A 21,581-nucleotide genomic window follows, 5' to 3' on the forward strand; every position below is an offset into this window, starting at 1 on the left:
ACCGTCTGTTCAAGCGATAACTCCGCTAGGGCAGATCGCAGTCTTTTTCGGCACAGGGCAGTTGGTCTAAAAGCCAGGGCAGCGGCCTTAGGCGAAAGCGCCGGCAAAACTGCTTAAAACGCGGTCGTTTCTCTATCACAGAGCGTTTTCTGAAAGCCGGTCTTCATGGAAAAAGGGAAAGGGAGTCCGTCCCCTTCCCTTGTCCGCTTTCATTATAGCGCTTCTATTCGAAAGAACCAAGTCAGGTCCTTTTTCAGCTATAAATTAAAGACCTTTTTTTGCGATGTAAGCTGCAAGGTCAACAACGCGGTTAGAGTAGCCGCTTTCGTTATCGTACCAAGAGATTACTTTTACCATGCTGCCTTCCATAACCATTGTAGAAAGAGCATCGATTGTAGAAGAGTTTTTGTTTCCGTTGTAGTCGCCAGAAACTAATGGCTCTTCGCTGTAGCCAAGGATTCCTTTAAGGTCGCCTTCAGCCGCTTCTTTAAGAGCTGCGTTTACTTCTTCAGCTGTTACTTCTTGGTTCAGTTCAGCAACCAAGTCAACTAGAGAAACGTTTGGAGTTGGAACACGCATTGCTCCACCGTTCAGTTTGCCTTTTAGTTCAGGAAGAACTAGAGAAACTGCTTTAGCAGCACCAGTTGATGTTGGGATGATGTTTTCAGCTGCTGCACGCGCACGACGGTAGTCTTTGTGCGGAAGATCAAGGATTTGCTGATCGTTTGTGTAAGAGTGAACAGTTGTCATCATACCGCGTTTGATGCCGAATTTATCGTTAAGTACTTTTGCAAACGGCGCAAGGCAGTTTGTTGTGCAAGATGCGTTAGAGATAACATCGTGGTTAGCCGCATCGTATTTATCTTCGTTAACACCCATAACGATTGTGATATCTTCTTCGTTAGCAGGAGCAGAGATGATTACTTTTTTCGCGCCAGCTTCTAAGTGTTTCGCAGCGTCTGCGCGTTTTGTGAAGAAACCAGTAGATTCAACTACGATTTCAACGCCTTGTTTGCCCCAGCTAAGTTTAGCAGGATCGCGTTCTGCAGAAACTTCAATTGTTTTGCCGTTAACAACAAGGTTGTTACCGTCAACTGAAACTTCAGCGTCTAATTTTCCGTGTACAGAATCATATTGTAAAAGGTGAGCCAGCATGTTAGCATCTGTTAAATCGTTAACCGCTACTACCTCAACTTCAGGATTGTTTAATGCTGCGCGGAATACGTTACGTCCAATACGACCAAAACCGTTAATACCGACTTTTACTGCCATGATTGTTTCCTCCTTTAAATAAGTGAGAGATATTTATATTGAGGGATTATTCATCCCTTAATAACTTCTTTGCGGCTCCTTCGTCTGTGACGAGAACCGTGTTGCGTGGCTTTTTAAAGTAAGCCTCGATCGCCTCGGCTTTTGATGATCCGCCCGCTACCGCAATAATATCGGGGATGGCGTCTATGTCATCCAGCTGCATTCCGACAGAATGCACTTTGTGAACCACTTCGCCGTCCGCGTTAAAATAGTAGCCGAACGCTTCCGTCACCGCGTCGTTATCATCTATTTTCTTTAAGTCTTCTAAAGGCGTGTTTCTGCGCTGAGCCATAGTTTTAGCTTCGCCGATTCCGTGAACCAGCATACTCGCTGATTTAATGGTGTTCAGCACCTCTTTGACAGAAGGCTCTTCAATAATAGATGAATAGGCGCCTTGTGACAGCTGTCCCGGAACAAACAAAAGCCGGTAAGTGCCTGAAGCCTTCTCCGCCATATGCGCGCATATGGTGTTCGCCTGGTTTTTCACGTCTTCGCCTAAACCGCCTCTTGCAGGCACAAACAAAAGCTCGCGGTTTTTAGAATCCGGCGTCATCATTTCGGCGACAGCTTCAATTGTCGTACCGCCAGTTACAGCGACGATATTTTTGCCTGTAAATCTTTTTTTCATACATGCGACAGCCGCTCTTCCCATTTCTTTTTTGACCCATGGGGATTGATCGCTGTCTCCGGATACGATAATGGCATCCTTTAGATTTAAACGTTCTTTTAATGTCTTTTCCAAAAGAGTCAAACCTAAAACATCTTTCATCGTATCTTCCAAAACAGAAAGCAGTTCATAGCCCTCTTCTGTCAATGTCATGCCGTTTGTCTTAATATCGACCAGGTTCTGTTCCTTTAAAAACTGAACCTCGCCCCTCAGCACACGCTCGCTGATTTCGAGACTGGCAGACAGGCTTCTTCGCCCGATGGGTTCTGTCAGCCTGATATACTGCAAGATTTCAAACCTCTTTTGCATAACGAGCAGAAGATCAGGCAATAATTTTTTTTGAGCTTGTATTAACTGGTTCATGACTCAAACGTTCCTTCCTTTTTTGCTGGACATTATATGTCCCGCTATGACAAAAAACGTCCCATCATAGCCAAAAAAAATCATTTCTGCTTTCTTTAATTATTTTAACAGGGTGGAATTGTTTATTCAACTGTTAAGAGCCAATTCATCGACAATATTCGCAGAGTTTTCATGCCGCGTCGTTTTATCCAGCAATATTTTATCCTATATATCTTTATCTTATACAGAAAGCGCCAAATGGTGCATCCCAATATAAACAGCCCTTCCCGTAGAAAGGGCCGTTTCATTAAAGCGTTTTCATTTTATCCAAAGCTTTTCAATTTCCTCGAGCGATTTGTTCTTCGTTTCCGGACAGATCGTAACGACAAACAGGAAACAAAGGATGTTAATCACCGCAAAGATCCAAAATGTATAGGCGAGCCCGAAAGAATCGATCATCATTGGCACAAACTGTCCGATCGCCCAGTTTGCTCCCCATAAAAAGATGGTCGCAATGCCCGCGGCCCGCGCACGCAGATGGTTCGGGAAGATTTCAGAAATCATAATCCATGTGATCGGTCCGACCGAGACACAGAAAGCAGCGACAAAACCTAATATAAGGACGATCATCATGATCCCGCTTGTTAACTCAAAGTAAAACGACGTCCCGATTAAAATCATAAAAATAGCCATAAAAGCAGAACCGATGGACATCAGTTTTTTTCGTCCGACTTTATCAATCAGCAACACCGCAATAACGGTAAAGATGACTTCTACAACACCGACGATACAAGTTGTCACAAATCCGGCGTTTTGCCCGAATCCCATCATTTTAAAGATTTCCGGCCCGTAGTAAGTAATGGCGTTCATGCCGATGACTTGGTTAAAGAGCGCCAGCAGGATTCCAATGACAAGCGCCTTTCTGAGCCCCGGCTTAAACAGCTGGGAGAGCGACCCCATTTGTTCTATTTTTAAAGAGTTCTCAATGTTCTTTAATTCTTCTTTTGCAACAGTTTCTCCATTAATACGTGTCAGGATCTTTAAAGCTTCATTTGTTTTGCCCGCTTTCGCCAGCCATCTCGGACTTTCCGGGACGACGAGCAGGACAAGGAAAAAGATGACGGACGGCACCATTCCATAAGCAAGCATCCATCTCCAGCCGGTGTGCACGCCCCATTCGTATGTTCCGGACCGCTGCACAGCTAGATTAATAAAGTATGTAGCGGAAATACCCAGTATCGTAAAGAGCTGATATAAGGAAGATAAACTTCCGCGTATGGCGGGCGGTGCCGCTTCTGTAATATACGTAACAGAGAGCGATGAGCCCATCCCGATTCCCAGCCCCCCGATAATCCTTGCAATGATTAAGGTGGACACGTCTTGAGAAAGCGCTGAAACGATTGCTGATATCGCAAATAACAAAGCGGCTGTCATTAAAATTTTTCTCCGGCCGAATCTGTCACTTAAAAAGCCGGATATCCCGACGCCCACAACTCCTCCAATCATAATGCTTGAAATGACAAGTCCCTCCATAAACGGACTCAGGCTGTATAAATCTTTCAGAAAACCGATGGCGCCAGAAATCACTGCCGTGTCATAGCCATACAATAAGCCGCCAAGCCCCGCCGCACATGAGATCAAAATGACAAATCCCATTGAATGGCTTCGTGTTACAGGAACATTTGGTTCTAATTGAGTTGGAGTATTCTTCATTTCCCTGCCCTCCCGAATGTTGAGTAAAGCGTTTTCATTCAAAACTTCAATTGTACGTACTTATATTAAAATTTAACGAAAATTACATTTAATTAGTACGTACAAATATAGAATAATCTTGTTTGCATTTTCTGTCAATGTTTTCTTACAAAGAACGCTGTGATATACTGAAATTTGTCCGTATACATTTTGGAGGAATGGATATGTTACCAAAATACGCGCAAGTAAAAGAAGAAATCAGTTCTTGGATTAATCAAGGCAAAATACTGCCCGATCAAAAAATCCCTACCGAAAACGAATTAATGCAGCAATTCGGCGTCAGCCGGCATACCATCCGTAAAGCGATCGGAGACCTCGTATCACAAGGTCTGCTGTACAGCGTGCAAGGCGGAGGCACCTTTGTCGCTTCACGCTCTGCTAAGTCAGCGCTGCATTCCAATAAAACGATCGGTGTTTTGACAACCTACATATCAGACTATATTTTCCCGAGCATCATCAGAGGAATCGAGTCCTATTTAAGCGAGCAGGGGTATTCTATGCTTTTGACAAGCACAAACAACAACCCGGACAACGAAAGAAGAGGCTTAGAAAACCTGCTGTCCCAGCATATTGACGGACTCATCGTAGAACCGACAAAAAGCGCCCTTCAAACCCCAAACATCGGCTATTATCTGAACTTGGAGAAAAACGGCATTCCTTTTGCGATGATTAACGCGTCATATGCCGAGCTTGCCGCGCCAAGTTTTACCTTGGATGATGTGAAAGGCGGGATGATGGCGGCGGAGCATTTGCTTTCTCTCGGCCACACGCATATGATGGGTATTTTTAAAGCTGATGACACACAAGGCGTGAAACGGATGAACGGATTTATACAGGCGCACCGGGAGCGTGAGTTGTTTCCTTCTCCGGATATGATCGTGACATTTACAACGGAAGAAAAAGAATCAAAACTTCTGGAGAAAGTAAAAGCCACACTGGAGAAAAACAGCAAGCACATGCCGACAGCCATTCTTTGTTATAACGATGAAATTGCGCTGAAGGTGATTGATATGCTGAGGGAGATGGATCTTAAAGTGCCGGAAGATATGTCTATCGTCGGGTATGATGATTCACATTTCGCCCAAATCTCAGAAGTGAAACTAACCTCTGTCAAACATCCGAAATCAGTGCTTGGAAAAGCAGCCGCCAAATATGTCATTGACTGCTTAGAGCATAAAAAGCCGAAGCAAGAGGATGTCATATTTGAGCCTGAGTTGATCATTCGCCAGTCCGCACGAAAACTGAATGAATAAAAAAAGCAATGTATGGGTCTCCCCGCTACATTGCTTTTTTTTATAGCTGTTATCTGTTTTTCCAAACGTCAGCGATGATTTCAAACGAACGCATTCTGTCTGCGTGTTCAAAGGTTTCTGAGTTAACCATAATTTCGTCAGCCTGTGTCGTTTTGACGAAATCTTCAAGCTTCGCCTTCACTTCTTCCGGACCTCCGACAATCGTGGAGCTCAGCTGCTCATTGACCATCGCTTTTTCATACGGGCTCCAGATTTGGTCCATATCCTCAACAGGCGGTTTAAGCTGGTTCGGCGTACCGCGGACAAGATCAAGAAACCTTTGATAATGCGAAGTCGCAAGGTGCTGCGCTTTCTCGTTTGTATCTGCCGCGATAATGGTGACACCGACCATCGCATACGGTTCGTCGAGCACGTCTGACGGCGTGAAGGAATTGCGGTACAGCTCCAAAGCGGGAACCGTATTCGCCGGTGAGAAATGGGCCGCGAACGCAAACGGAAGACCAAGTTCGCCAGCCAGACGGGCGCTGAAGCCGCTTGAGCCCAGCAGCCAAATCGGCACATCTATGCCCTCTCCGGGAATGGCGCGAACTTGATTACGCACATTTCCTGACGGTTTAAAATAATTGCGCAGTTCCTCTAATTGTTCTGGAAAATCCTCCCCGCTGTTGATGTTTCTTCGGAGCGCTCTGGCTGTCAATTGGTCTGTTCCCGGCGCACGTCCAAGCCCCAGATCAATCCGCCCGGGATACAGTGTTTCCAGTGTGCCGAATTGTTCAGCAATGACTAATGAAGAGTGGTTCGGGAGCATAATGCCGCCGGAACCGACGCGGATTTTCTTCGTGCCTCCGGCAATATGGCCAATCAAAACTGCGGTGGCAGAGCTTGCAACACCTTCTATATTATGATGTTCAGCAAGCCAGTAACGGTGATAGCCCCATTCCTCTGCCCGGCGCGCCAAGTCCATGCTGTTTCGGAATGATTCTGCAATCGTTCCTCCCTGAACAACCGGAGATAAATTCAAGACAGAAAGCAAGGTATCTTTGCGTTGGTTGTTAGACATATTGTTCTCCTTTGCAAATGTGTTATCAGTAAACAGCCCAAAGCTGTCAGGTCATGATTGAAAGAACTTCTATCACACCATAACACAACTGCATTCAGGAATAAAAGAATTTGATTCGATGAAATTCGAACAATATAAAACGAACGGTTTGGAACATTATTCTGCTCCAAACAGATCCTTAGCCATCTCAATAAAGAGCTTAGCCGCCAGAGAAGCCTCCTTTAGCGACGGAACAGCAAGCTGCACATCACGGTATACCTGCGGGTCCAATTCCCGGGTCACCACATGCTCCGGCAGCGGCATCCCCGACATGGACATTTCTGATAAAATCGCGAGACCCAGGCCTTCTCTGATCATACTGATCGAGGTGTTGATGTTATAGACCGTGAAAGCTGGGTGCAGCGTAGCGCCCGCCTGCCTGAACATATCGACAAATGGTGATTCATAGCCTCCGTCACAGACGATCATCGGTTCATGGTCAAGATCTTTCAGCGTAATGGCCGAATGACTGGCAAGCGGGTGATCGTCCCTGAGCACGACAGCCATTTTGTCTTTTTTCAAATGGATGTACTCCATCTCCTCTGTTGGATACAGAAGAATGCCGACATCTATCATCCGCGTATGAAGCCACTCCTTGACTTCATTTACAGTTCCCTCGTGCAGCACGAGCTCAAGTTTTGGATATTTTTGTTTAAATTCACTGATCAGCTTCGGCATAAAATAAGCCGAGGCAGTTGAGAATGTGCCGATATGGATCGTTCCCAGTTCAAGCCCTTTTTCCGCTGCTGCTACCTGCTCAACTTTTTCAATGCCTTTTAAGACTTCTCTAATGTGTACTAAGATCTGTTTTCCCGTATCCGTCAGCATCAGGCCATTGCGGCGGTCACGAATGATCAGCTTTACATCAAGCTCAGCTTCGATCGCAGAAATCGCATGGCTGACAGCCGGCTGTGTCATGTTCAGCGCCTGACCCGCTTTTGTAAAGCTTCCCGTTTCAGCTATTTTCACAAAAACCTTTAATTGTGTAATAGTCATAACAATTTACTTATGCTCCTTATAAAAAAGATTCATTTTATTTATCTTATGTTCTACCGTATCATATGATGGAAAAGTTCTACAAGGAGTGAATGAACAATGAAGCAGCTCTCAAAAACGCGGACAGCTCTCCTGCTCGCATTTCTCGTCATCATGTGGGGCGTCAATTGGCCGCTGTCCAAAGCCGCGCTCGCCTATTCTCCGCCATTATTGTTCGCGGGCATCCGAACGCTGATCGGCGGGCTTTTATTAGTCATTGTCGCACTGCCGCGTATTCATAAATTACGCTTAAAAGAAACGTGGCCGATTTATCTTGTTTCTGCTCTTTTAAATATTACATTATTCTACGGCCTGCAAACGATCGGGCTGAATTATCTTCCGGCCGGCCTGTTTTCTGCAATCGTCTTCTTTCAGCCTGTTCTGATGGGTGTATTTTCTTGGCTGTGGCTCGGCGAATCCATGTTTGTAATGAAAGTGATTGGCCTCATCCTCGGTTTTGCGGGAGTAGCCGTCATTAGTGCTGCGGGCTTTGGCGGGCATATTTCTGTCATTGGGGTTCTGCTGGCTCTCGGCTCCGCAGTCAGCTGGGCGCTCGGGACGGTATATATGAAAAAAACAGGCAGCCGCGTCGATTCCATCTGGATGGTCGCTCTGCAGCTGACGATCGGAAGCGTGTTTCTGCTTATATCCGGCTTTTGGACAGAAAGCTTTTCGGCGATCCAATGGACAGCTCCGTTTATCACGAGCCTGCTGTTCATCTCCGTATTCGTTATCGCGCTCGGCTGGCTTGTCTTTTTTACGCTTGTCGGTTCAGGCGAAGCAAGCAAGGTCGCATCTTATACTTTTTTGATTCCGCTCATATCAATCGTGGCCAGCTCCATTTTCCTGCATGAACCGCTCACCCTTAGCCTCTTCGCAGGGCTGCTGCTGATTGTCACGAGCATCTGTCTCGTGAATACAAAATCAAAAGCGCAGAAAGCTGCGGCGATTGGTATAAACGAGAAAGCTGCACAATAATAAAAACCCTCTTGCCGGATGCGGCAAGAGGGTTTCTTATTTACTGATGCTTGCGTCCTTTGACCAAATATGCAACTGTAATCAAAAGGTAGATCGCCGCAGTAATGCCGGTAATGACAATTGATGTTGTCATGATGACCCCGATTAGAATGGCGAGTAATGCCACAATCGCAAACCATGTCGTGTACGGGAACCATTTTACATAATAGGCCGGTGTTTCCGTTTGCTGTTTTCTCGATTTTAAATGAGCGAATCCGATGATCAGCCAAATGAATAAAACGGTATATCCCAATGATCCCATTAAATAATTAAATGTTTGGCTTCCTGCGAACAGAGAAATCAATACGCCAATATAGAGAGAAGAAGTGCACATCAGAATCGCAAACATCGGTACGTTTTTCGATGAAAGCTTCGAGAAGACCTTTGGAAGCCTTCCGTCACTTGCCTGTGTATACAAAATGCGTGATGATCCGTATAAACCTGAATTCATAGAAGAAATGATCGCCAGCAGGATGACTGCATTCATGATATGATCCGCGCCCGGAATGCCTACCATTTTAAAGACCATCACGAAAGGACTTTCCGGAACGGAATTGACTTGGTTCCATGGAATCAGGCTGACGATGATGAAAAACGGCAGCAGGTAAAACGCGACAATCCGTGTCAGTGTGCTGCGGACAGCTTTCGGGACAACCTTTTCCGGATTTTTTGTCTCTGCAAGCGTTACACCGATAATTTCTGTACCGCCGTAAGAGTAGATGACGACAAGCATCGCCGTGATCAGCCCTGTGCCGCCGTGCGGGAAAAATCCGCCGTGGTCTGTCAGGTTGGAAAATCCGGATGCTGTATGATCACCGAATGATACAAATAAGAGCAGCAATCCCAGAATAATAAAGATAATAATAACGGTAATCTTGATCATTGCCAGCCAATATTCAGTTTCGGCGAAGATTTTAACAGAAAGCAAGTTTATAATCGTGACGATAAGAGAAATTCCTAATGCCAACACCCAGATCGGGCAGCCCGGCAGCCAATATTGAATGAAAATCGCAGCTACAACAGCTTCAGCCGCAATGTTAAGCACCCACATTTTCCAGTAGATCCAGTCCAAAAAGTAAGCGGCGTAATTTCCCAATACCTGCTGGACAAGATCACGGAAGGTTCTGGCGTTACGGTTTCGAACAGCCATTTCCGCCAGCCCCTGCATAATAAACAGCAAAATAATCCCGCCGAGCAGATATGCGATAATGACAGATGGCCCTGCCACATCGATCGCTGAGCTGCTCCCCTTAAATAAACCTGCGCCGATTGCTCCGCCCAGCGCCATCATCATAATATGGCGGGACGTCATCGTGCGTTTTAACGTTTGATTGTCGTTTTTCATCCTCTTCTACCTCTCCTTCTCGTTTTCAAAAACAAAAAAGCCCGCCGTCTCCTACCTAATCTAATAGATAAAGAGACGACGAGCCTTCGGCTGACCGCGGTACCACTCTTGTTGATTCTTCATGAAGAATCCTGCTTTTGACCTGTAACGAAGGTTAGCCGTTAAAACATAGGGAATATTCAATCTATTCCGTTCCGTCTTACCACTCCCGGGCGAGTTCAAAGAAGAATCAGGCTGCGTCGCACCACCCCGCAGCTCTCTGTTCTGATCACTTTCTTTTACTGCTCCCAATCTATGTGTTTTAGTTTTCTGAAAAACTCAAATTTTATGATCTGAATATATTAACATAATATACGTGCTTCTCTTTTAACTGTCAATAACTTCAGAGAAAAAAGAAACTGTTATTTTGTCCCTTTTCGAATGGCTTTCCAAAAGGATTCTGACTCGTTTCCTAATGCGTAAACTGAAACACCTGCTATTTTATATTGCTTTGCCAGATGGCTTTTCGTTTGAACGGTTTTTTCGTTTTCATACCACACGACATGTTTATGCTTCTTTTTGTCAACATAAGAAAATGTCATCGAGCCTGATTTTTTGTTGAATGCCGGCTTTGCTTTTTGTTTTTGGATGAGGGATTTGAGCTCATTCCATTCCCTTATTGTGCTGGCACTTCCGTCTTTTACATCCCAGTCATAGCCGTACGCAGGGATTCCCATGATGACTTTATTGGCTTTGATCTTTTTGACTGAAAACTGCAGAGAGCTTTTGATCCAGTTTGTGCTTGCCACTGACCCCGGCTCACCCCAAATGCCGTGTTCATCGTAGGTCATGACTTGTACGAAGTCGGCATATTTGCCGATTTTCGCATAATCATACGGCCAGCTCCAGTCATCATTTTTATCATCGGCGCTTTTGGCCGGAACGGATACCATTGTTTTAATATGTTTCTTATTCAAAGCCTGTGAGACATATTGAATGAAGTTCGAGTATGCAGCGCGGTCTTCTGGATTTACTGCTTCAAAATCGATATTGATTCCGTAATATGAGTGCTTTTTGGCCAGTGTAATTAACTGATCTGTGAATCGTTTTTTCGCTGTTTTATTGCTCATGACCCGACTCGCTAAATCTCCGTCAAAATCATAAATGGCATCATTATAGTTTGAAATGACAGCCCATGTCTTGATTTTTTTCTTTTTCGCATATGTCAGCTGCTTAGTTGGGGCATCGCCAATGATTTGTCCGTTTTTTTCAAACGCAAATGTATCGGTTGCGATGGCATTCATGTATGTATGATATTTCGTAAGAGAATTGTATGAAGCCGTATCCCCAGTCGTGTAGCCTACTGTCATACCGGCTGCCTTCGCTTCTCCTTTTGTATACATAAACAGAACAATCGCAATCGCCAGTGAAACCGCTATGATCAGCCATTTTTTCATCGCATTTCCTCCTGTATCAAGTCATACTCTTCTCATCGGCCAAAAAATTGGAAGTTGAAGTTTTTTCAAGCAAAAAGCCCGGCATATGCCTGCCGGGCTTCCTGAGTTCAGCGGTCAGAGACGAGAATATATGCTGCCTTTACTGGTCCATGCACCCCCACAACTAAATCCATCTCAATGTCGGCTGAGTTACTCGGTCCGGTAATGTAGTTGATACATGAAGGAACAGTGACACCGTTCGCAATGTTTTGGCGGATGATATCACTGGCTTGTGTCATTCTCGGTACAATGCTTGATTTCGGCACGATCGCAATATAAGTCGTCGGCAAAAGGCTGACAGAGCGGCCGATGTCTTTTGAGGAGAAGAGGACAACCGTCCCCGACTCAGCCAATGTAATTTCGCTGAATGTAATCCCTACATTGGCTTGCTCCGCTTTTTTAATATTTTCCTCGCCTTTGTCAGCATCCCACTCCCAGACCGGCGTTCCTTCACTCGGCCAGTCCTTGGTGAGCAGGCTTTTCAGTCCGTATTCTTCAAAGCGGGGGTCCTTCGGAATGATGACAGGGCCTCCGGAAAAGCGGCTGACTTGCTCGCGCAGGGCATCGTAAAGGCCGGTTGAATCCGTTTCAATCAGCTCTGTATGGATTTTGACACAATGGTTTTTGAGCACTGTGACTAAGTCATCCGCTGAATAACCTTCAAGTGTTTTATATTGCGGCTGATGCGCCCATTCAGGGACTGCAACGCCTCCTGTTCTTCGTTCACGGCCCAAGCTGGATGCGATTCGGTTTAAAAAGCTCTCTTGATTCTGAATAGTTCCCTTCGTCATCACTGCTCCTCCTTCGTGCGTTCACTTGTTTCTCTGTCCGCAAACCAGTCTCTGAATCTCGATTTATGCGGTGCCGGGAAGTCGCGAATCTGGGTCCAATTTTTAAGCGGGCCGGGCCCTTTCGAAATTTTTTCGTCCTCTTTAAAAGGCGTCATGGCGGCCGGCGCCCATTTTGAGCCCATTTTGTAAAGCGATAAGGAGGATGCGCCAAGTCCGAATGCTTTCATTGCAAGCTTTTCACTGATCGGCGCCCTGCCTTCTTTTTCGACGATATTCTGACGATGCTTGAGTAGCAGCTCATGAAGCGGGATTTTGACCGGGCAGGCTTCTGAACAAGCAGCGCACAGTGAAGATGCGTACGGCAGCTCCTTATAATCGTCATAACCGCCGAGCAACGGTGATAAAACAGCTCCGATCGGCCCCGAGTAGATTGAGCCGTATGAATGTCCGCCGACATGGCGGTACACAGGACAGACATTGATACAGGCGGCACAGCGGATACATTGCAGCACAGACTGGAATTCCGTTCCAAGGATATTGGATCGTCCATTATCAACGATGACAAGATGGAATTCTTCCGGACCGTCCACTTCACCTTCCAGCTTCGGACCCGTCAAAGCTGTAATATAACTTGTCAGCCGCTGTCCGACAGCACTTCTTGTCAGCATGCTGACTAGCACTTCAAATTCAGAAAATGACGGGACAATCCGCTCCATTCCCATGACGGTAATTTGTGTTTTCGGCAAGGTGCTCACAAGCCGTCCATTTCCTTCATTTGTCACAAGGCTGACGGAACCCGTGTCAGCGATGGCGAAGTTACAGCCGGTAATGCCGATATCCGCTTCCAGAAACTTTTTCCGGAGAATGGCGCGCGCATGCATCACCAGCTCTTCCGGTTTTTCTGTATGTTGATAGTCCAGTCTTTCTTTAAACACATCGCGTATCTGCTCTTTATTTTTATGAAGAGCGGGCGCTACGATATGTGACGGCGGATCGTGATCATCAATCTGCAAAATATACTCGCCGAGATCGGTTTCTACGACTTCACAGCCTTCCTTCTCCAGCACCTCATTCAGATTGATTTCCTCTGTGACCATTGATTTAGATTTCACAATTTTCTTCCCGTTCTTCTTTTGAATGACATCCCGAATATAGGAAGACGCCTCTTCCGCTGTTTTCGCGAAATAGACATGTCCGCCTCTTTTCGCCACATTTTCGGCAAGCTGTCCGAGATAGAAATCAAGGTTTTCAAGGACATGCTGCCTGATTTCCTCTGATAATGAGCGCCACTCCTCCCAGTTTCCCAGTTCTTCTGCTGCCTCTAGGCGCCGCGTCCGCAGACGCTCCTGTGCACCCGAAACAGCACCTCTCATAAATTCATTATCAATCCCCTGTGATACCCGCTCTTTAAAAGCGTCAGTACCGATTTTCATCGCCATGATCCTTTCCCCCTCTGAATCCAGTTTTATCTGCTGTTGAGCACTTCGGCGATGTGCATCACTTTGACATTCTTATCTTTTCGGTCAAGCCGTCCCCCGATATTCATCAAACAGCCGCAGTCAGCACCGATCAGCACCTCTGCTCCCGTTTCCTCCACACATTCGACTTTTTCATCGACCATCTGCTCAGAAATCTGCGCCATCTTGACGGAGAACGTTCCTCCGAATCCGCAGCAGTTATGTTTGCCCGGAAGCTCTGTAAACTGCAGGCCCTTCACATGGCTCAACAGCTTCATCGGCTCCTCCCGAACACCCAGCAGCCTAGTCATATGGCACGACGTATGTAAGGTCGCTTTTGTATGAAGGGTCGCGCCGACATCCTCTACTCCAAGTACGTTCACAATAAAATCTGTCAGTTCATACGTTTTATCCGCCAGCTTTTTCGCTTTATCGGCCCATTTCGGATCATCCTGAAACAGGTGCGGATACTCCCGGAACATCGTTGTGCAGGAACCGGAAGGACTGACAACATATTCGGAATCCTGAAACGTTTCGATCATCCGTTTCATTGCTTTTTTGGCGTCATTTACATAGCCGCTGTTGTAAGCCGGCTGCCCGCAGCAAATCTGCCCTTCCGGAAAATCAACCTCACACCCAAGCCGCTCCAGCAGCTCAACCGTTGCTTTTCCGACATTTGTTTGAAACATATCAACAAGACAAGTGACAAAAAGTGAGACTTTCATGATGAACCCCTCTCTCATCCCCAATATATGATCAGGTCATCTGATGACCTGAGTTAAAATAACTATATGAATATCGTACACTATTCTGATAATAGAAGGGAAGGGTTTTCTAGGGATATTTTCATTTGTGGCATATCAAAAACACTCCCGATCTCCCAGGAGTGCAGTATATGGTTAGATCCAGCCCTTTTCCTCAGCAATGCTGGCGGCTTCTGTCCGATTTTTCGCATGAAGCTTTTGGATGATTTCTGAGATATAGTTTCGAACTGTGCCTTGAGATAAATAGAGCTCAAGTGTAATGTCTTTAGTTGTCTTGCCTAAAGCCGCAAGCCTCAGAATTTCTTGCTCTCTAACGGTTAGCGGATTTTCGTCTCGCATCATATTAAACGTCAGCTCGGGGCTGAAGACACGTTTTCCCTTTACACATTTTCGAATGGCATCGGCCAGATCGTCAATTTCGCCGTCTTTCAGCAGATAGCCATGTGCACCGGCTTTTACGGCGCGTTCAAAATATCCGGGTCGGGCAAAGGTGGTTAAAATAATGACCTTGCTGACGCAGCCTTTTTTCATTAATTCCTCTGCCACATCCAGCCCGCTTCGAACCGGCATTTCAATGTCCATAATGCATACATCCGGCTCCAGCTTCAAAATAGCATGTAGCGCCTCTTCCCCGTTTAATGCTTGTCCGATGACTGTCATATCCTCTTCTAAATCAAGCAAAGATCCCAAAGCGCCTAAAAGCATTCGCTGGTCCTCAGCAATAAACAGACGAATCATTCTTTTCGTCCTCCAATCATTCTGCTTTTTTAATAAGCGGAATCGTCAGTGCCACAACCGTTCCGTTATGATCTGAAACCGTTAATCCCCCTTCAATGAGCATGAGCCGTTCTTCCATTCCCCGCAGGCCATTCCCAAACATTTTCTCCTTCGCCGCTCCCTTTCCGTCATCCCGTATTACGATCTTCATTTTGTCAGCAAACTGAGAAATGGTGATGGCACAGTGGGTTGCTTTGCTGTGCTTGATAATGTTAGTCACGGCTTCCCGCATACACATACTGATAATATTTTGAGTGACGGGAGATATCGCTGAAAAGTCGTCGGCTCCTTCGTATTGAAAGGTAATGTTCCCCGCTCTTAATATGTGCTGCATGTTTACGAGCTCCTCTGTTATCGTGACCGTTCTCATATCAGAAACCAGCTCTCGAACTTGCTTGAGTGCGGAGCGTGAACTGGTTTCCATTTCTTTTGCCTCAAGCTTGGTCCGTTCTGGATCAGATGCAGCCAGCCGCTGAATGAGCTGGCTTTTTAATGTAAGCAGCGACAGGGTGTGGCCAAGAGTATCGTGAAGATCACGGGCGATTCGAACACGCTCCTCTCTTTTAGAGAGTTCTTTTATCTGTTCGTTGGCTTGTGTAAGCTTATTTTCAAGCTCAATCCTCCGAAACATAGAACGAATGCCGAATGGAGAAATGAGCATAATGACGAGAAACGGGAGAACAGAAAAAAGCTCCCGAAGCGAGACCGAATTCGCGATAAATTGGTATAGGCATGGAAAAAGCAGTATAAAGATTAAAGCGCAGAACGCACGGTTAAAATTCGTTTTCTCTTTGTAATAACCAACAAAGTTTGCCGGAAAAAAACCTAAGTATATATAGGTGATATTGTAAAACACACTATACATCAAAATAACCGCCATTTGCACGATAAGCCAATATGTAAACGAAGCTTTGCCCACGCTGCAGAATAACTGGCGATATGCCGCTACAAAAAGGAGCAGCATACCATATCCGATCCCCTGTTTGACCCCTGATTCTTTTAATAAAGAGAGGAACGGCATAATCGTATACACCAGAAAGATATAAGGGAAAAACCCGAATTCCTTCGGGAAAATAGATATTGCCTTTTTCATGTATTACACCGCTTCTTGTTTTCTTCTTATATATTTAGATAGTAGCATGAAGAGCATCATATAAGCGATTAATATCAGAATATTTTTCCAAGTCGGACTCCCACCCCGGACAAGTTCCCACGCTCCGCTCCCGAAATGATAAGACGGAAGCCACTGGCCAATGCTCTGCATCATGTCAGGCATGACCTCAAACGGCATCCACATCCCTCCGCCTAAAGCCAGCAGCATATAAAGCACATTACTGATTCCGGCCGCTGTTTCTACTTTTCTCATGAGGCCGATTAGTGTGCCTAATGCTAAAAAAGGCAATGCGCCAAACAAAATCCACAGTCCGCTCATCATCCATTCAAACGGTGACAAGGCAATATCATTGATGATTGCGCCGAACAGAAATATGACGGTAATTGATAAAACGTGAATGACACTTTGGCCGATCATCTGAGCTGATAAATAGATATGATCCGGAAGAGGCGTAAGGCGGATAAAGGCGGCCCAGCCTTGTGACCGTTCTTGTACCATTCGGATGCCAAGCGTCATGATAGAGGAACCCATCACGCTGAAGACTGTCATCGACATCAGGTAATGGGCTTCCCATGCACGTTGATCAGGGACGTTGGTATTCACTACATTTGTAAAGAAATAATAAAAGGCAATCGGCATGATCAGAGACCAAAGCACAAAGTACTTGTTCCTAAGCACCCTTTTCATTTCAGCGATGCTTTGCTTTTGCAGCATGTTCACTCACATCGCCTCCCTGTTGCCGTCAGCCAGCTGGCGAAATGCCTCATCGAGCGTCGCTTGCTCAATTCGAATATTTCGTGCTGGGATGTTTTCTTGAAAGATCAGCGCCAACACTTTGTCTGTATTTGATGTCTGGATGATGGTTCTCTCATGCTCGTGGATCACTCTCTCGACTTCCGGGTGACAAGACAGTCTTTCCACTGATTCACTTGAATGAAGCGTAAAGGAAACAGACTGTTTTTGAATTCTTGAGCGGATTTGCATTGGTGAGCCGTCTGCAACAAGCTGTCCTTCAGTAAAAAATAGGATTCGCTGTGCGGCATCGTCTGCTTCCTGTAAATAATGAGTTGAAAAAATAATTGTTTTTCCTTGGTCCGACAGTCTGTGAATGGTCTGCCAGAATCGATGTCTTGATGAAGTATCCATGCCGACTGTCGGTTCATCAAGTATAAGCAGCTCCGGGTTCCCGGCAAGAGCCAAAGCAAAGCTCAAACGGCGTTTTTGTCCGCCGGATAATTTTTCTGCTCTTGTTTTCAAATCTTCTTTGGTGAGTGCTGTTAACGAAACGAGTTCTTTCATGGACAATGGATTCGGATAATAGCTCCGGAAGAGTTCAAGGATTTCATCCACCTTAAGGCCCGGCATGACACTTACTTCCTGAAGCATTACACCTATTTTTTCACGAACCTGTTGATCATCGGGAACTCGGTTAAATAGTTTGATTTCTCCCTCACTCGGTTTCAGCAATCCTAATATCATCGAGATGACGGTCGTCTTCCCTGCCCCATTTGGCCCGAGAATGGCTGCAATTTCTCCTTTTTCAATACTGAAGCTGATGTGGTTTACAGCGGTTTTTCGATGGAAATGTTTTGTCACGTTGCTTACTGTTATTGCTTCTTTCATCACATGAGCACCTCCTGATCGTTTACATTGATTGTAAAATGACGGAGAAGACGATGTTAGTATGGGGTGTCATGATGATGAAGTGACAAATGTCATTTTCTTTCTCACCCCGGTGTCTAGGTAATCCTCCTCCTGCATCTTCCAATTCATCCATCTTTTCTATCTCCCATGTCCTCTTTCTTTTAAACTGCTGTGACATTCATAGAAAGATACACTCTTCAAACCATCCGAGTGTTATGATAGACATATTGAACTTTATATTACTTTCCGGCTGAAAGGAGCCAAACATGAACGAAGCGATTTTGTCTAGAAATCATGTGAAGGTGAAAGGCAGCGGCAAAGCATCTATCATGTTCGCACCTGGTTTTGGATGCGATCAAAGTGTGTGGAATGCCGTGGCACCTGCCTTTGAAGAAGATCATCGGGTGATTTTATTTGATTACGTCGGTTCGGGACATTCAGATTTGCGCGCATATGACATGAATCGTTACCAGACACTTGACGGCTATGCCCAGGATGTTCTTGATGTTTGTGAAGCTTTAGATCTGAAGGAAACCGTGTTTGTGGGGCACTCCGTCGGGGCCTTGATTGGGATGCTTGCATCCATCCGCCGCCCGGAGCTTTTTTCCCATCTGGTGATGGTGGGGCCTTCTCCTTGCTATTTGAATGATCCGCCTGAGTATTACGGAGGATTTGAAGAGGAGCAGCTCCTTGGCTTGCTGGAGATGATGGAGAAAAATTATATCGGCTGGGCAACTGTATTTGCGGCAACCGTTCTGAATCAGCCAGATCGGCCTGAAGTTAAGGAAGAGCTTGAAAGCCGTTTTTGTTCTACTGATCCTGTCATTGCCCGCCAATTCGCGAAAGCGGCGTTTTTTTCTGATCACCGAGAGGATCTTTCGAAGGTAACGGTTCCCTCTCTTATTCTCCAATGTGCAGATGATATCATCGCACCTGCAACAGTAGGTAAGTATATGCATCAGCATCTGCCTTATAGCAGTCTGAAACAAATGGAGGCTCGCGGACATTGCCCTCATATGAGCCATCCAGATGAGACGATACAGCTGATCGGCGATTATTTAAAGGCACACGTGTGATATAGGAACGAAAGGGATAGAGGTGACCCTCTTAGATGGACAAACAATTGAATGATGCACCATGCGGTTTCCTCGCTTTGTCAGAAGAGGGGTCGATCATAGCTGCCAACCGCACCCTTATCAAGATTCTGGATTATGAACCGGAGCAGGTTATCGGCCAGCACATGAATATGATGTTGACCATTCCCGCACAGCTTTTCTGCCAGCTTTATTTTTTTCCGCTTTTGAAATTGGAGCATCACATCGAAGAAATATACATTTCCTTGAAAGCAAGAGATGGAGAAGAAATTCCCGTCCTTATCAATGCTATTGCGAGACACGATAGCGAGGCTTCTGTCTTTGATTGTGTTCTGATTCCAATGCGAAAGCGAAATGAATATGAAAATGAGCTGCTGATAGCCAGAAATGAGGCTCAGGAAGCTTTGCTTGCCAAACAGAAAGCCAATGCGGAGTTAGAAATTGCCTTGGAAACGCTGAAAGCAAAACAAGAAGAACTTCTTGAGATCAATAAACAAAATCAACAATTTAAATTAAACACCAAAAGAGAGCTTGAACTCGCCAGAAAGATCCAGAAAAACTCGTTGACTGAACCGATTGTAAACGATCAGGTTCAGATTGACTCTTATTACAACGCATCGAGTGAATTGTCAGGTGATCTTTACGGACATTATCAAATCGATGAACACCGTTACGGCATTATTATCCTTGATGTGATGGGGCACGGAATTTCATCTGCATTGATTACGATGTCTCTTCATCCTTTGTTTCAGCGCCAGATCACGCAAGGTCTCAGCCCCGTTAAAGTTATGAAGGAATTGGACCGGCACCTTCACAGCTTGTTTCAAAATGATGAGGAAGCAAGACATTATTGCACTGCTATTTATCTCGAGATTGACATAGCACGGCAAAGAATTGATTATGTCAACGCAGGACATCCGCCGGCACTTTGGCAGGACGATAGCGGAACTCAACATCTGCTTCACGCGACCTCGCCTCCGATCGGAATGTTTGAAGACTTAGAGTTTCAGTCAAGCAGCCTTTCATACACGGAGGACGGAAGATTGCTTCTGTATACGGATGGCGTGATGGATCCTACGGCTTCATGTTATTTATTTGATTTACTAAAGGATCATCCTGATTCGCCGATCGCTGACCTGAAGGAGAACATCCTTACATCACTGCAGCATCAAAAGGAAGCTCATCATAAGAGTGATGACGAATGTTTTATATTAGTTGATGTAAAATAAAATGATCCATGAGACATAACAATGATTTGTTACATCTCATGGATTTTTTTGTTTCAGCGTTTCTTTGGAATATGTCCTGACTCCGCATATTGAAACACCTGCAAAGAAGGCAGCGGGTGTCCATTAAAATCAAATAAAGCTTGATTATCTACAGCACTTCCCCCATACCACTTCCCGGCGTCTTCAGGGTCGTATTCAGCAGCATAGCTGGACGCCCACCCTGACCCGTATGTTTCCCATAACACTTTGTTTTTCTCTATCTGTGTCTTCGGCCCGACTGGAATCCACGCCGGCTCCCAGTAGAAAACACCGAGTCCTGCTTTGCCCGTATTCGCCACTGCCTCCATTACATCTCTTACTGCAGTTGCCTGGCCTTGAACAGAAATTGGATATGGCAGCGTCTGCCCGCTTTTTGGCGCTGTATTTCCATGCCCATCGCCATCCTCAGCGGTATAGGTGTACGATGTTTCCGCCACCATGACTTTTTTGCCGTACGTATTGGCAACAGCCTTCAGCACGGAGGTCAAATTTTGTAATGTCCCATGCCAGAAAGGATAATAGGAGCTCGCAAACACATCATAATCCACTTTGTTTTTGCTGAGTGTTTCCGCAATAAATGAATACCTTCCAGCCGTTTCAGGATTGGTAAAATGCAGGGCGACCAAAATATTTGAATTTGTCTCCCTGACCGCTCGGCTTCCTTCATTAAATAATTGGCACATCTTCGTCCAATCAGTCTCACCGGCAAATCCTCCTGTTGTTTCATTTCCGACCTGAACCATGCCGATGTCAACGCCTTCCTTGATCATCTTTTGCAGGCTTTGTTTCGTATACTCATAGAGCTTTGCTTTTTTTGCTTCAAAGCTGAGATTCGCCCAGGCTTTGGGCACCTTTTGTTTCGCTGGATCGGCCCAGAAATCAGAGTAGTGAAAGTCGGCCAGCACCTTCATTCCGTTCGCTGTCGCTCTTTTTCCGATTTCGATTGCTTTTTGAACATCATTGTTTCCCCCGCCATACCCGTTGCCATTTGAATCATACGGGTTATTCCAGATGCGGACGCGAACATAGTTGACCCCAGCCTGTTTTAAGGTTGTAAAGATGTCCTGACTTTTTCCGCTTGTATTATAAAAGGTGACACCGCTGTTTTCCAAAGCAATAACGCTGGACACATCTGCCCCTTTGATAAAATCCTTGTTCATCCCCTCTACTTTTTTAACAAAAAGATCCTCATCCTCTGTCCGAAGCTCTGACACGTGCTTCTCCTTCTCAATGGCAGCGGCATATCCTGTTGAACTACATGCACTCCACACGATGGCAGCCGCAAAGAACATTTTCACTTTGCTTTTCATGATTTCATCCCCCCAAGACTTAGTAAGCGGTTTCATTCTATAGAAAAAAGAATCCGCCCATATCGA

General features: G+C 45.6%; 20 protein-coding genes and 1 other annotated feature. Of the genes, 4 read left to right on the forward strand and 16 right to left on the reverse strand.

The window, feature by feature from the left end:
• Window positions 1-264: 264 nt before the first annotated feature.
• The 3 genes from gap to araE all read right to left on the reverse strand — a co-directional run bounded on the left by gap (window position 265) and on the right by araE (window position 4,033).
• Entirely contained in the window at window positions 265-1,272 is a 1,008-nt protein-coding gene (gene gap, locus MKY10_RS18220; RefSeq protein ID WP_003219957.1) for a type I glyceraldehyde-3-phosphate dehydrogenase, read from the reverse strand.
• Between the two features lie 46 nt (window positions 1,273-1,318).
• Window positions 1,319-2,341 (reverse strand): gapA transcriptional regulator CggR, encoded by a 1,023-nt coding sequence (cggR, locus tag MKY10_RS18225; RefSeq protein WP_015251207.1) that lies wholly within the window; start codon window positions 2,339-2,341, stop codon window positions 1,319-1,321.
• Between the two features lie 297 nt (window positions 2,342-2,638).
• A complete protein-coding gene (gene araE / locus MKY10_RS18230) occupies window positions 2,639-4,033 on the reverse strand; it encodes an arabinose-proton symporter AraE (protein ID WP_003243899.1) in 1,395 nt (464 codons plus the stop codon).
• Window positions 4,034-4,236: 203 nt separating this feature from the next.
• Here araE and araR point away from each other — a divergent pair, with 203 nt between their 5' ends.
• Window positions 4,237-5,325, forward strand: a complete 1,089-nt coding sequence (araR, locus tag MKY10_RS18235; protein ID WP_003243070.1) for an arabinose utilization transcriptional regulator AraR — start codon at window positions 4,237-4,239, stop codon at window positions 5,323-5,325.
• A gap of 49 nt (window positions 5,326-5,374) precedes the next feature.
• On the opposite strand, the gene MKY10_RS18240 is transcribed toward araR, so the two are convergent.
• The gene (locus MKY10_RS18240; protein WP_003228318.1) at window positions 5,375-6,385 is read right to left on the reverse strand and encodes an MsnO8 family LLM class oxidoreductase; all 1,011 of its coding nucleotides are present in this window, start codon (window positions 6,383-6,385) and stop codon (window positions 5,375-5,377) included.
• Between the two features lie 156 nt (window positions 6,386-6,541).
• Window positions 6,542-7,420, reverse strand: coding sequence for a LysR family transcriptional regulator (locus MKY10_RS18245; RefSeq protein ID WP_015251206.1), 879 nt, complete (start codon window positions 7,418-7,420; stop codon window positions 6,542-6,544).
• 99 nt (window positions 7,421-7,519) lie between these two features.
• On the opposite strand from MKY10_RS18245, the gene MKY10_RS18250 reads away from it, so the two are divergent.
• Complete coding sequence (locus MKY10_RS18250; protein ID WP_015251205.1) at window positions 7,520-8,437, forward strand: DMT family transporter; 918 nt, start codon at window positions 7,520-7,522, stop codon at window positions 8,435-8,437.
• Between the two features lie 40 nt (window positions 8,438-8,477).
• Here the strand turns inward: MKY10_RS18250 and MKY10_RS18255 are convergent, their stop codons facing one another.
• From MKY10_RS18255 to MKY10_RS18300, 10 genes are all read right to left on the reverse strand, one after another.
• Complete coding sequence (locus MKY10_RS18255) at window positions 8,478-9,821, reverse strand: amino acid permease (protein WP_015251204.1); 1,344 nt, start codon at window positions 9,819-9,821, stop codon at window positions 8,478-8,480.
• A gap of 68 nt (window positions 9,822-9,889) precedes the next feature.
• Window positions 9,890-10,125, reverse strand: a binding site (T-box leader).
• Between the two features lie 97 nt (window positions 10,126-10,222).
• Complete coding sequence (locus MKY10_RS18260) at window positions 10,223-11,257, reverse strand: glycoside hydrolase family 18 protein (RefSeq protein ID WP_015251203.1); 1,035 nt, start codon at window positions 11,255-11,257, stop codon at window positions 10,223-10,225.
• Between the two features lie 107 nt (window positions 11,258-11,364).
• A complete protein-coding gene (gene lutC / locus MKY10_RS18265; protein WP_003228309.1) occupies window positions 11,365-12,087 on the reverse strand; it encodes a lactate utilization protein LutC in 723 nt (240 codons plus the stop codon).
• Window positions 12,087-13,526: a lactate utilization iron-sulfur protein LutB gene (lutB, locus tag MKY10_RS18270; protein ID WP_015251202.1), complete on the reverse strand. Its 1,440-nt coding sequence runs from the start codon at window positions 13,524-13,526 to the stop codon at window positions 12,087-12,089. The genes lutC and lutB overlap by 1 nt, the downstream gene beginning before the upstream one ends.
• Window positions 13,527-13,552: 26 nt before the next feature.
• Window positions 13,553-14,269 (reverse strand): lactate utilization iron-sulfur protein LutA, encoded by a 717-nt coding sequence (gene lutA / locus MKY10_RS18275; RefSeq protein ID WP_048654990.1) that lies wholly within the window; start codon window positions 14,267-14,269, stop codon window positions 13,553-13,555.
• 174 nt (window positions 14,270-14,443) lie between these two features.
• Window positions 14,444-15,046, reverse strand: a complete 603-nt coding sequence (yvfU, locus tag MKY10_RS18280; protein WP_014478018.1) for a two-component system response regulator YvfU — start codon at window positions 15,044-15,046, stop codon at window positions 14,444-14,446.
• 16 nt (window positions 15,047-15,062) lie between these two features.
• On the reverse strand, window positions 15,063-16,178 hold the full coding sequence (gene yvfT, locus MKY10_RS18285; RefSeq protein WP_048654991.1) for a two-component system sensor histidine kinase YvfT: 1,116 nt from the start codon (window positions 16,176-16,178) through the stop codon (window positions 15,063-15,065).
• 3 nt (window positions 16,179-16,181) lie between these two features.
• Complete coding sequence (locus MKY10_RS18290; protein ID WP_015251199.1) at window positions 16,182-16,919, reverse strand: ABC transporter permease; 738 nt, start codon at window positions 16,917-16,919, stop codon at window positions 16,182-16,184.
• Entirely contained in the window at window positions 16,920-17,825 is a 906-nt protein-coding gene (locus MKY10_RS18295; RefSeq protein WP_015251198.1) for an ABC transporter ATP-binding protein, read from the reverse strand.
• A 19-nt stretch (window positions 17,826-17,844) separates the two neighbouring features.
• A complete protein-coding gene (locus MKY10_RS18300) occupies window positions 17,845-17,976 on the reverse strand; it encodes a hypothetical protein (RefSeq protein ID WP_021480633.1) in 132 nt (43 codons plus the stop codon).
• Window positions 17,977-18,109: 133 nt separating this feature from the next.
• On the opposite strand from MKY10_RS18300, the gene rsbQ reads away from it, so the two are divergent.
• Together rsbQ and rsbP are read left to right on the forward strand one after the other, a co-directional pair.
• Window positions 18,110-18,919 carry a sigma factor SigB/phosphatase RsbP regulator RsbQ gene (gene rsbQ, locus MKY10_RS18305; RefSeq protein WP_015251197.1) on the forward strand — a complete coding sequence of 270 codons (810 nt, stop codon included), beginning with the start codon at window positions 18,110-18,112 and terminating at the stop codon, window positions 18,917-18,919.
• A 35-nt stretch (window positions 18,920-18,954) separates the two neighbouring features.
• Complete coding sequence (gene rsbP / locus MKY10_RS18310; protein ID WP_015251196.1) at window positions 18,955-20,166, forward strand: phosphoserine phosphatase RsbP; 1,212 nt, start codon at window positions 18,955-18,957, stop codon at window positions 20,164-20,166.
• A 53-nt stretch (window positions 20,167-20,219) separates the two neighbouring features.
• Here rsbP and ganB read toward each other — a convergent pair whose 3' ends face one another.
• Entirely contained in the window at window positions 20,220-21,515 is a 1,296-nt protein-coding gene (ganB, locus tag MKY10_RS18315; RefSeq protein WP_015251195.1) for an arabinogalactan endo-beta-1,4-galactanase, read from the reverse strand.
• Window positions 21,516-21,581: the final 66 nt, after the last annotated feature.

Origin of the sequence: Bacillus sp. FSL P4-0290 (assembly GCF_037975435.1) — a bacterium.
GTDB lineage: Bacteria > Bacillota > Bacilli > Bacillales > Bacillaceae > Bacillus > Bacillus subtilis.

What these genes read in the sequence shown, in the direction of transcription:
- gap (WP_003219957.1), bottom strand. Translation starts at nt 1,272, where the DNA reads ATGGCAGTAAAAGTCGGTATTAACGGTTTTGGTCGTATTGGACGTAAC.
- yvfT (WP_048654991.1), bottom strand. Translation starts at nt 16,178, where the DNA reads ATGAAAAAGGCAATATCTATTTTCCCGAAGGAATTCGGGTTTTTCCCT.
- MKY10_RS18250 (WP_015251205.1), top strand. Translation starts at nt 7,520, where the DNA reads ATGAAGCAGCTCTCAAAAACGCGGACAGCTCTCCTGCTCGCATTTCTC.
- MKY10_RS18300 (WP_021480633.1), bottom strand. Translation starts at nt 17,976, where the DNA reads ATGGATGAATTGGAAGATGCAGGAGGAGGATTACCTAGACACCGGGGT.
- araE (WP_003243899.1), bottom strand. Translation starts at nt 4,033, where the DNA reads ATGAAGAATACTCCAACTCAATTAGAACCAAATGTTCCTGTAACACGA.
- yvfU (WP_014478018.1), bottom strand. Translation starts at nt 15,046, where the DNA reads ATGATTCGTCTGTTTATTGCTGAGGACCAGCGAATGCTTTTAGGCGCT.
- araR (WP_003243070.1), top strand. Translation starts at nt 4,237, where the DNA reads ATGTTACCAAAATACGCGCAAGTAAAAGAAGAAATCAGTTCTTGGATT.
- lutC (WP_003228309.1), bottom strand. Translation starts at nt 12,087, where the DNA reads ATGACGAAGGGAACTATTCAGAATCAAGAGAGCTTTTTAAACCGAATC.
- rsbP (WP_015251196.1), top strand. Translation starts at nt 18,955, where the DNA reads ATGGACAAACAATTGAATGATGCACCATGCGGTTTCCTCGCTTTGTCA.
- lutA (WP_048654990.1), bottom strand. Translation starts at nt 14,269, where the DNA reads ATGAAAGTCTCACTTTTTGTCACTTGTCTTGTTGATATGTTTCAAACA.
- MKY10_RS18240 (WP_003228318.1), bottom strand. Translation starts at nt 6,385, where the DNA reads ATGTCTAACAACCAACGCAAAGATACCTTGCTTTCTGTCTTGAATTTA.
- lutB (WP_015251202.1), bottom strand. Translation starts at nt 13,526, where the DNA reads ATGGCGATGAAAATCGGTACTGACGCTTTTAAAGAGCGGGTATCACAG.
- rsbQ (WP_015251197.1), top strand. Translation starts at nt 18,110, where the DNA reads ATGAACGAAGCGATTTTGTCTAGAAATCATGTGAAGGTGAAAGGCAGC.
- MKY10_RS18245 (WP_015251206.1), bottom strand. Translation starts at nt 7,420, where the DNA reads ATGACTATTACACAATTAAAGGTTTTTGTGAAAATAGCTGAAACGGGA.
- MKY10_RS18255 (WP_015251204.1), bottom strand. Translation starts at nt 9,821, where the DNA reads ATGAAAAACGACAATCAAACGTTAAAACGCACGATGACGTCCCGCCAT.
- MKY10_RS18260 (WP_015251203.1), bottom strand. Translation starts at nt 11,257, where the DNA reads ATGAAAAAATGGCTGATCATAGCGGTTTCACTGGCGATTGCGATTGTT.
- ganB (WP_015251195.1), bottom strand. Translation starts at nt 21,515, where the DNA reads ATGAAAAGCAAAGTGAAAATGTTCTTTGCGGCTGCCATCGTGTGGAGT.
- cggR (WP_015251207.1), bottom strand. Translation starts at nt 2,341, where the DNA reads ATGAACCAGTTAATACAAGCTCAAAAAAAATTATTGCCTGATCTTCTG.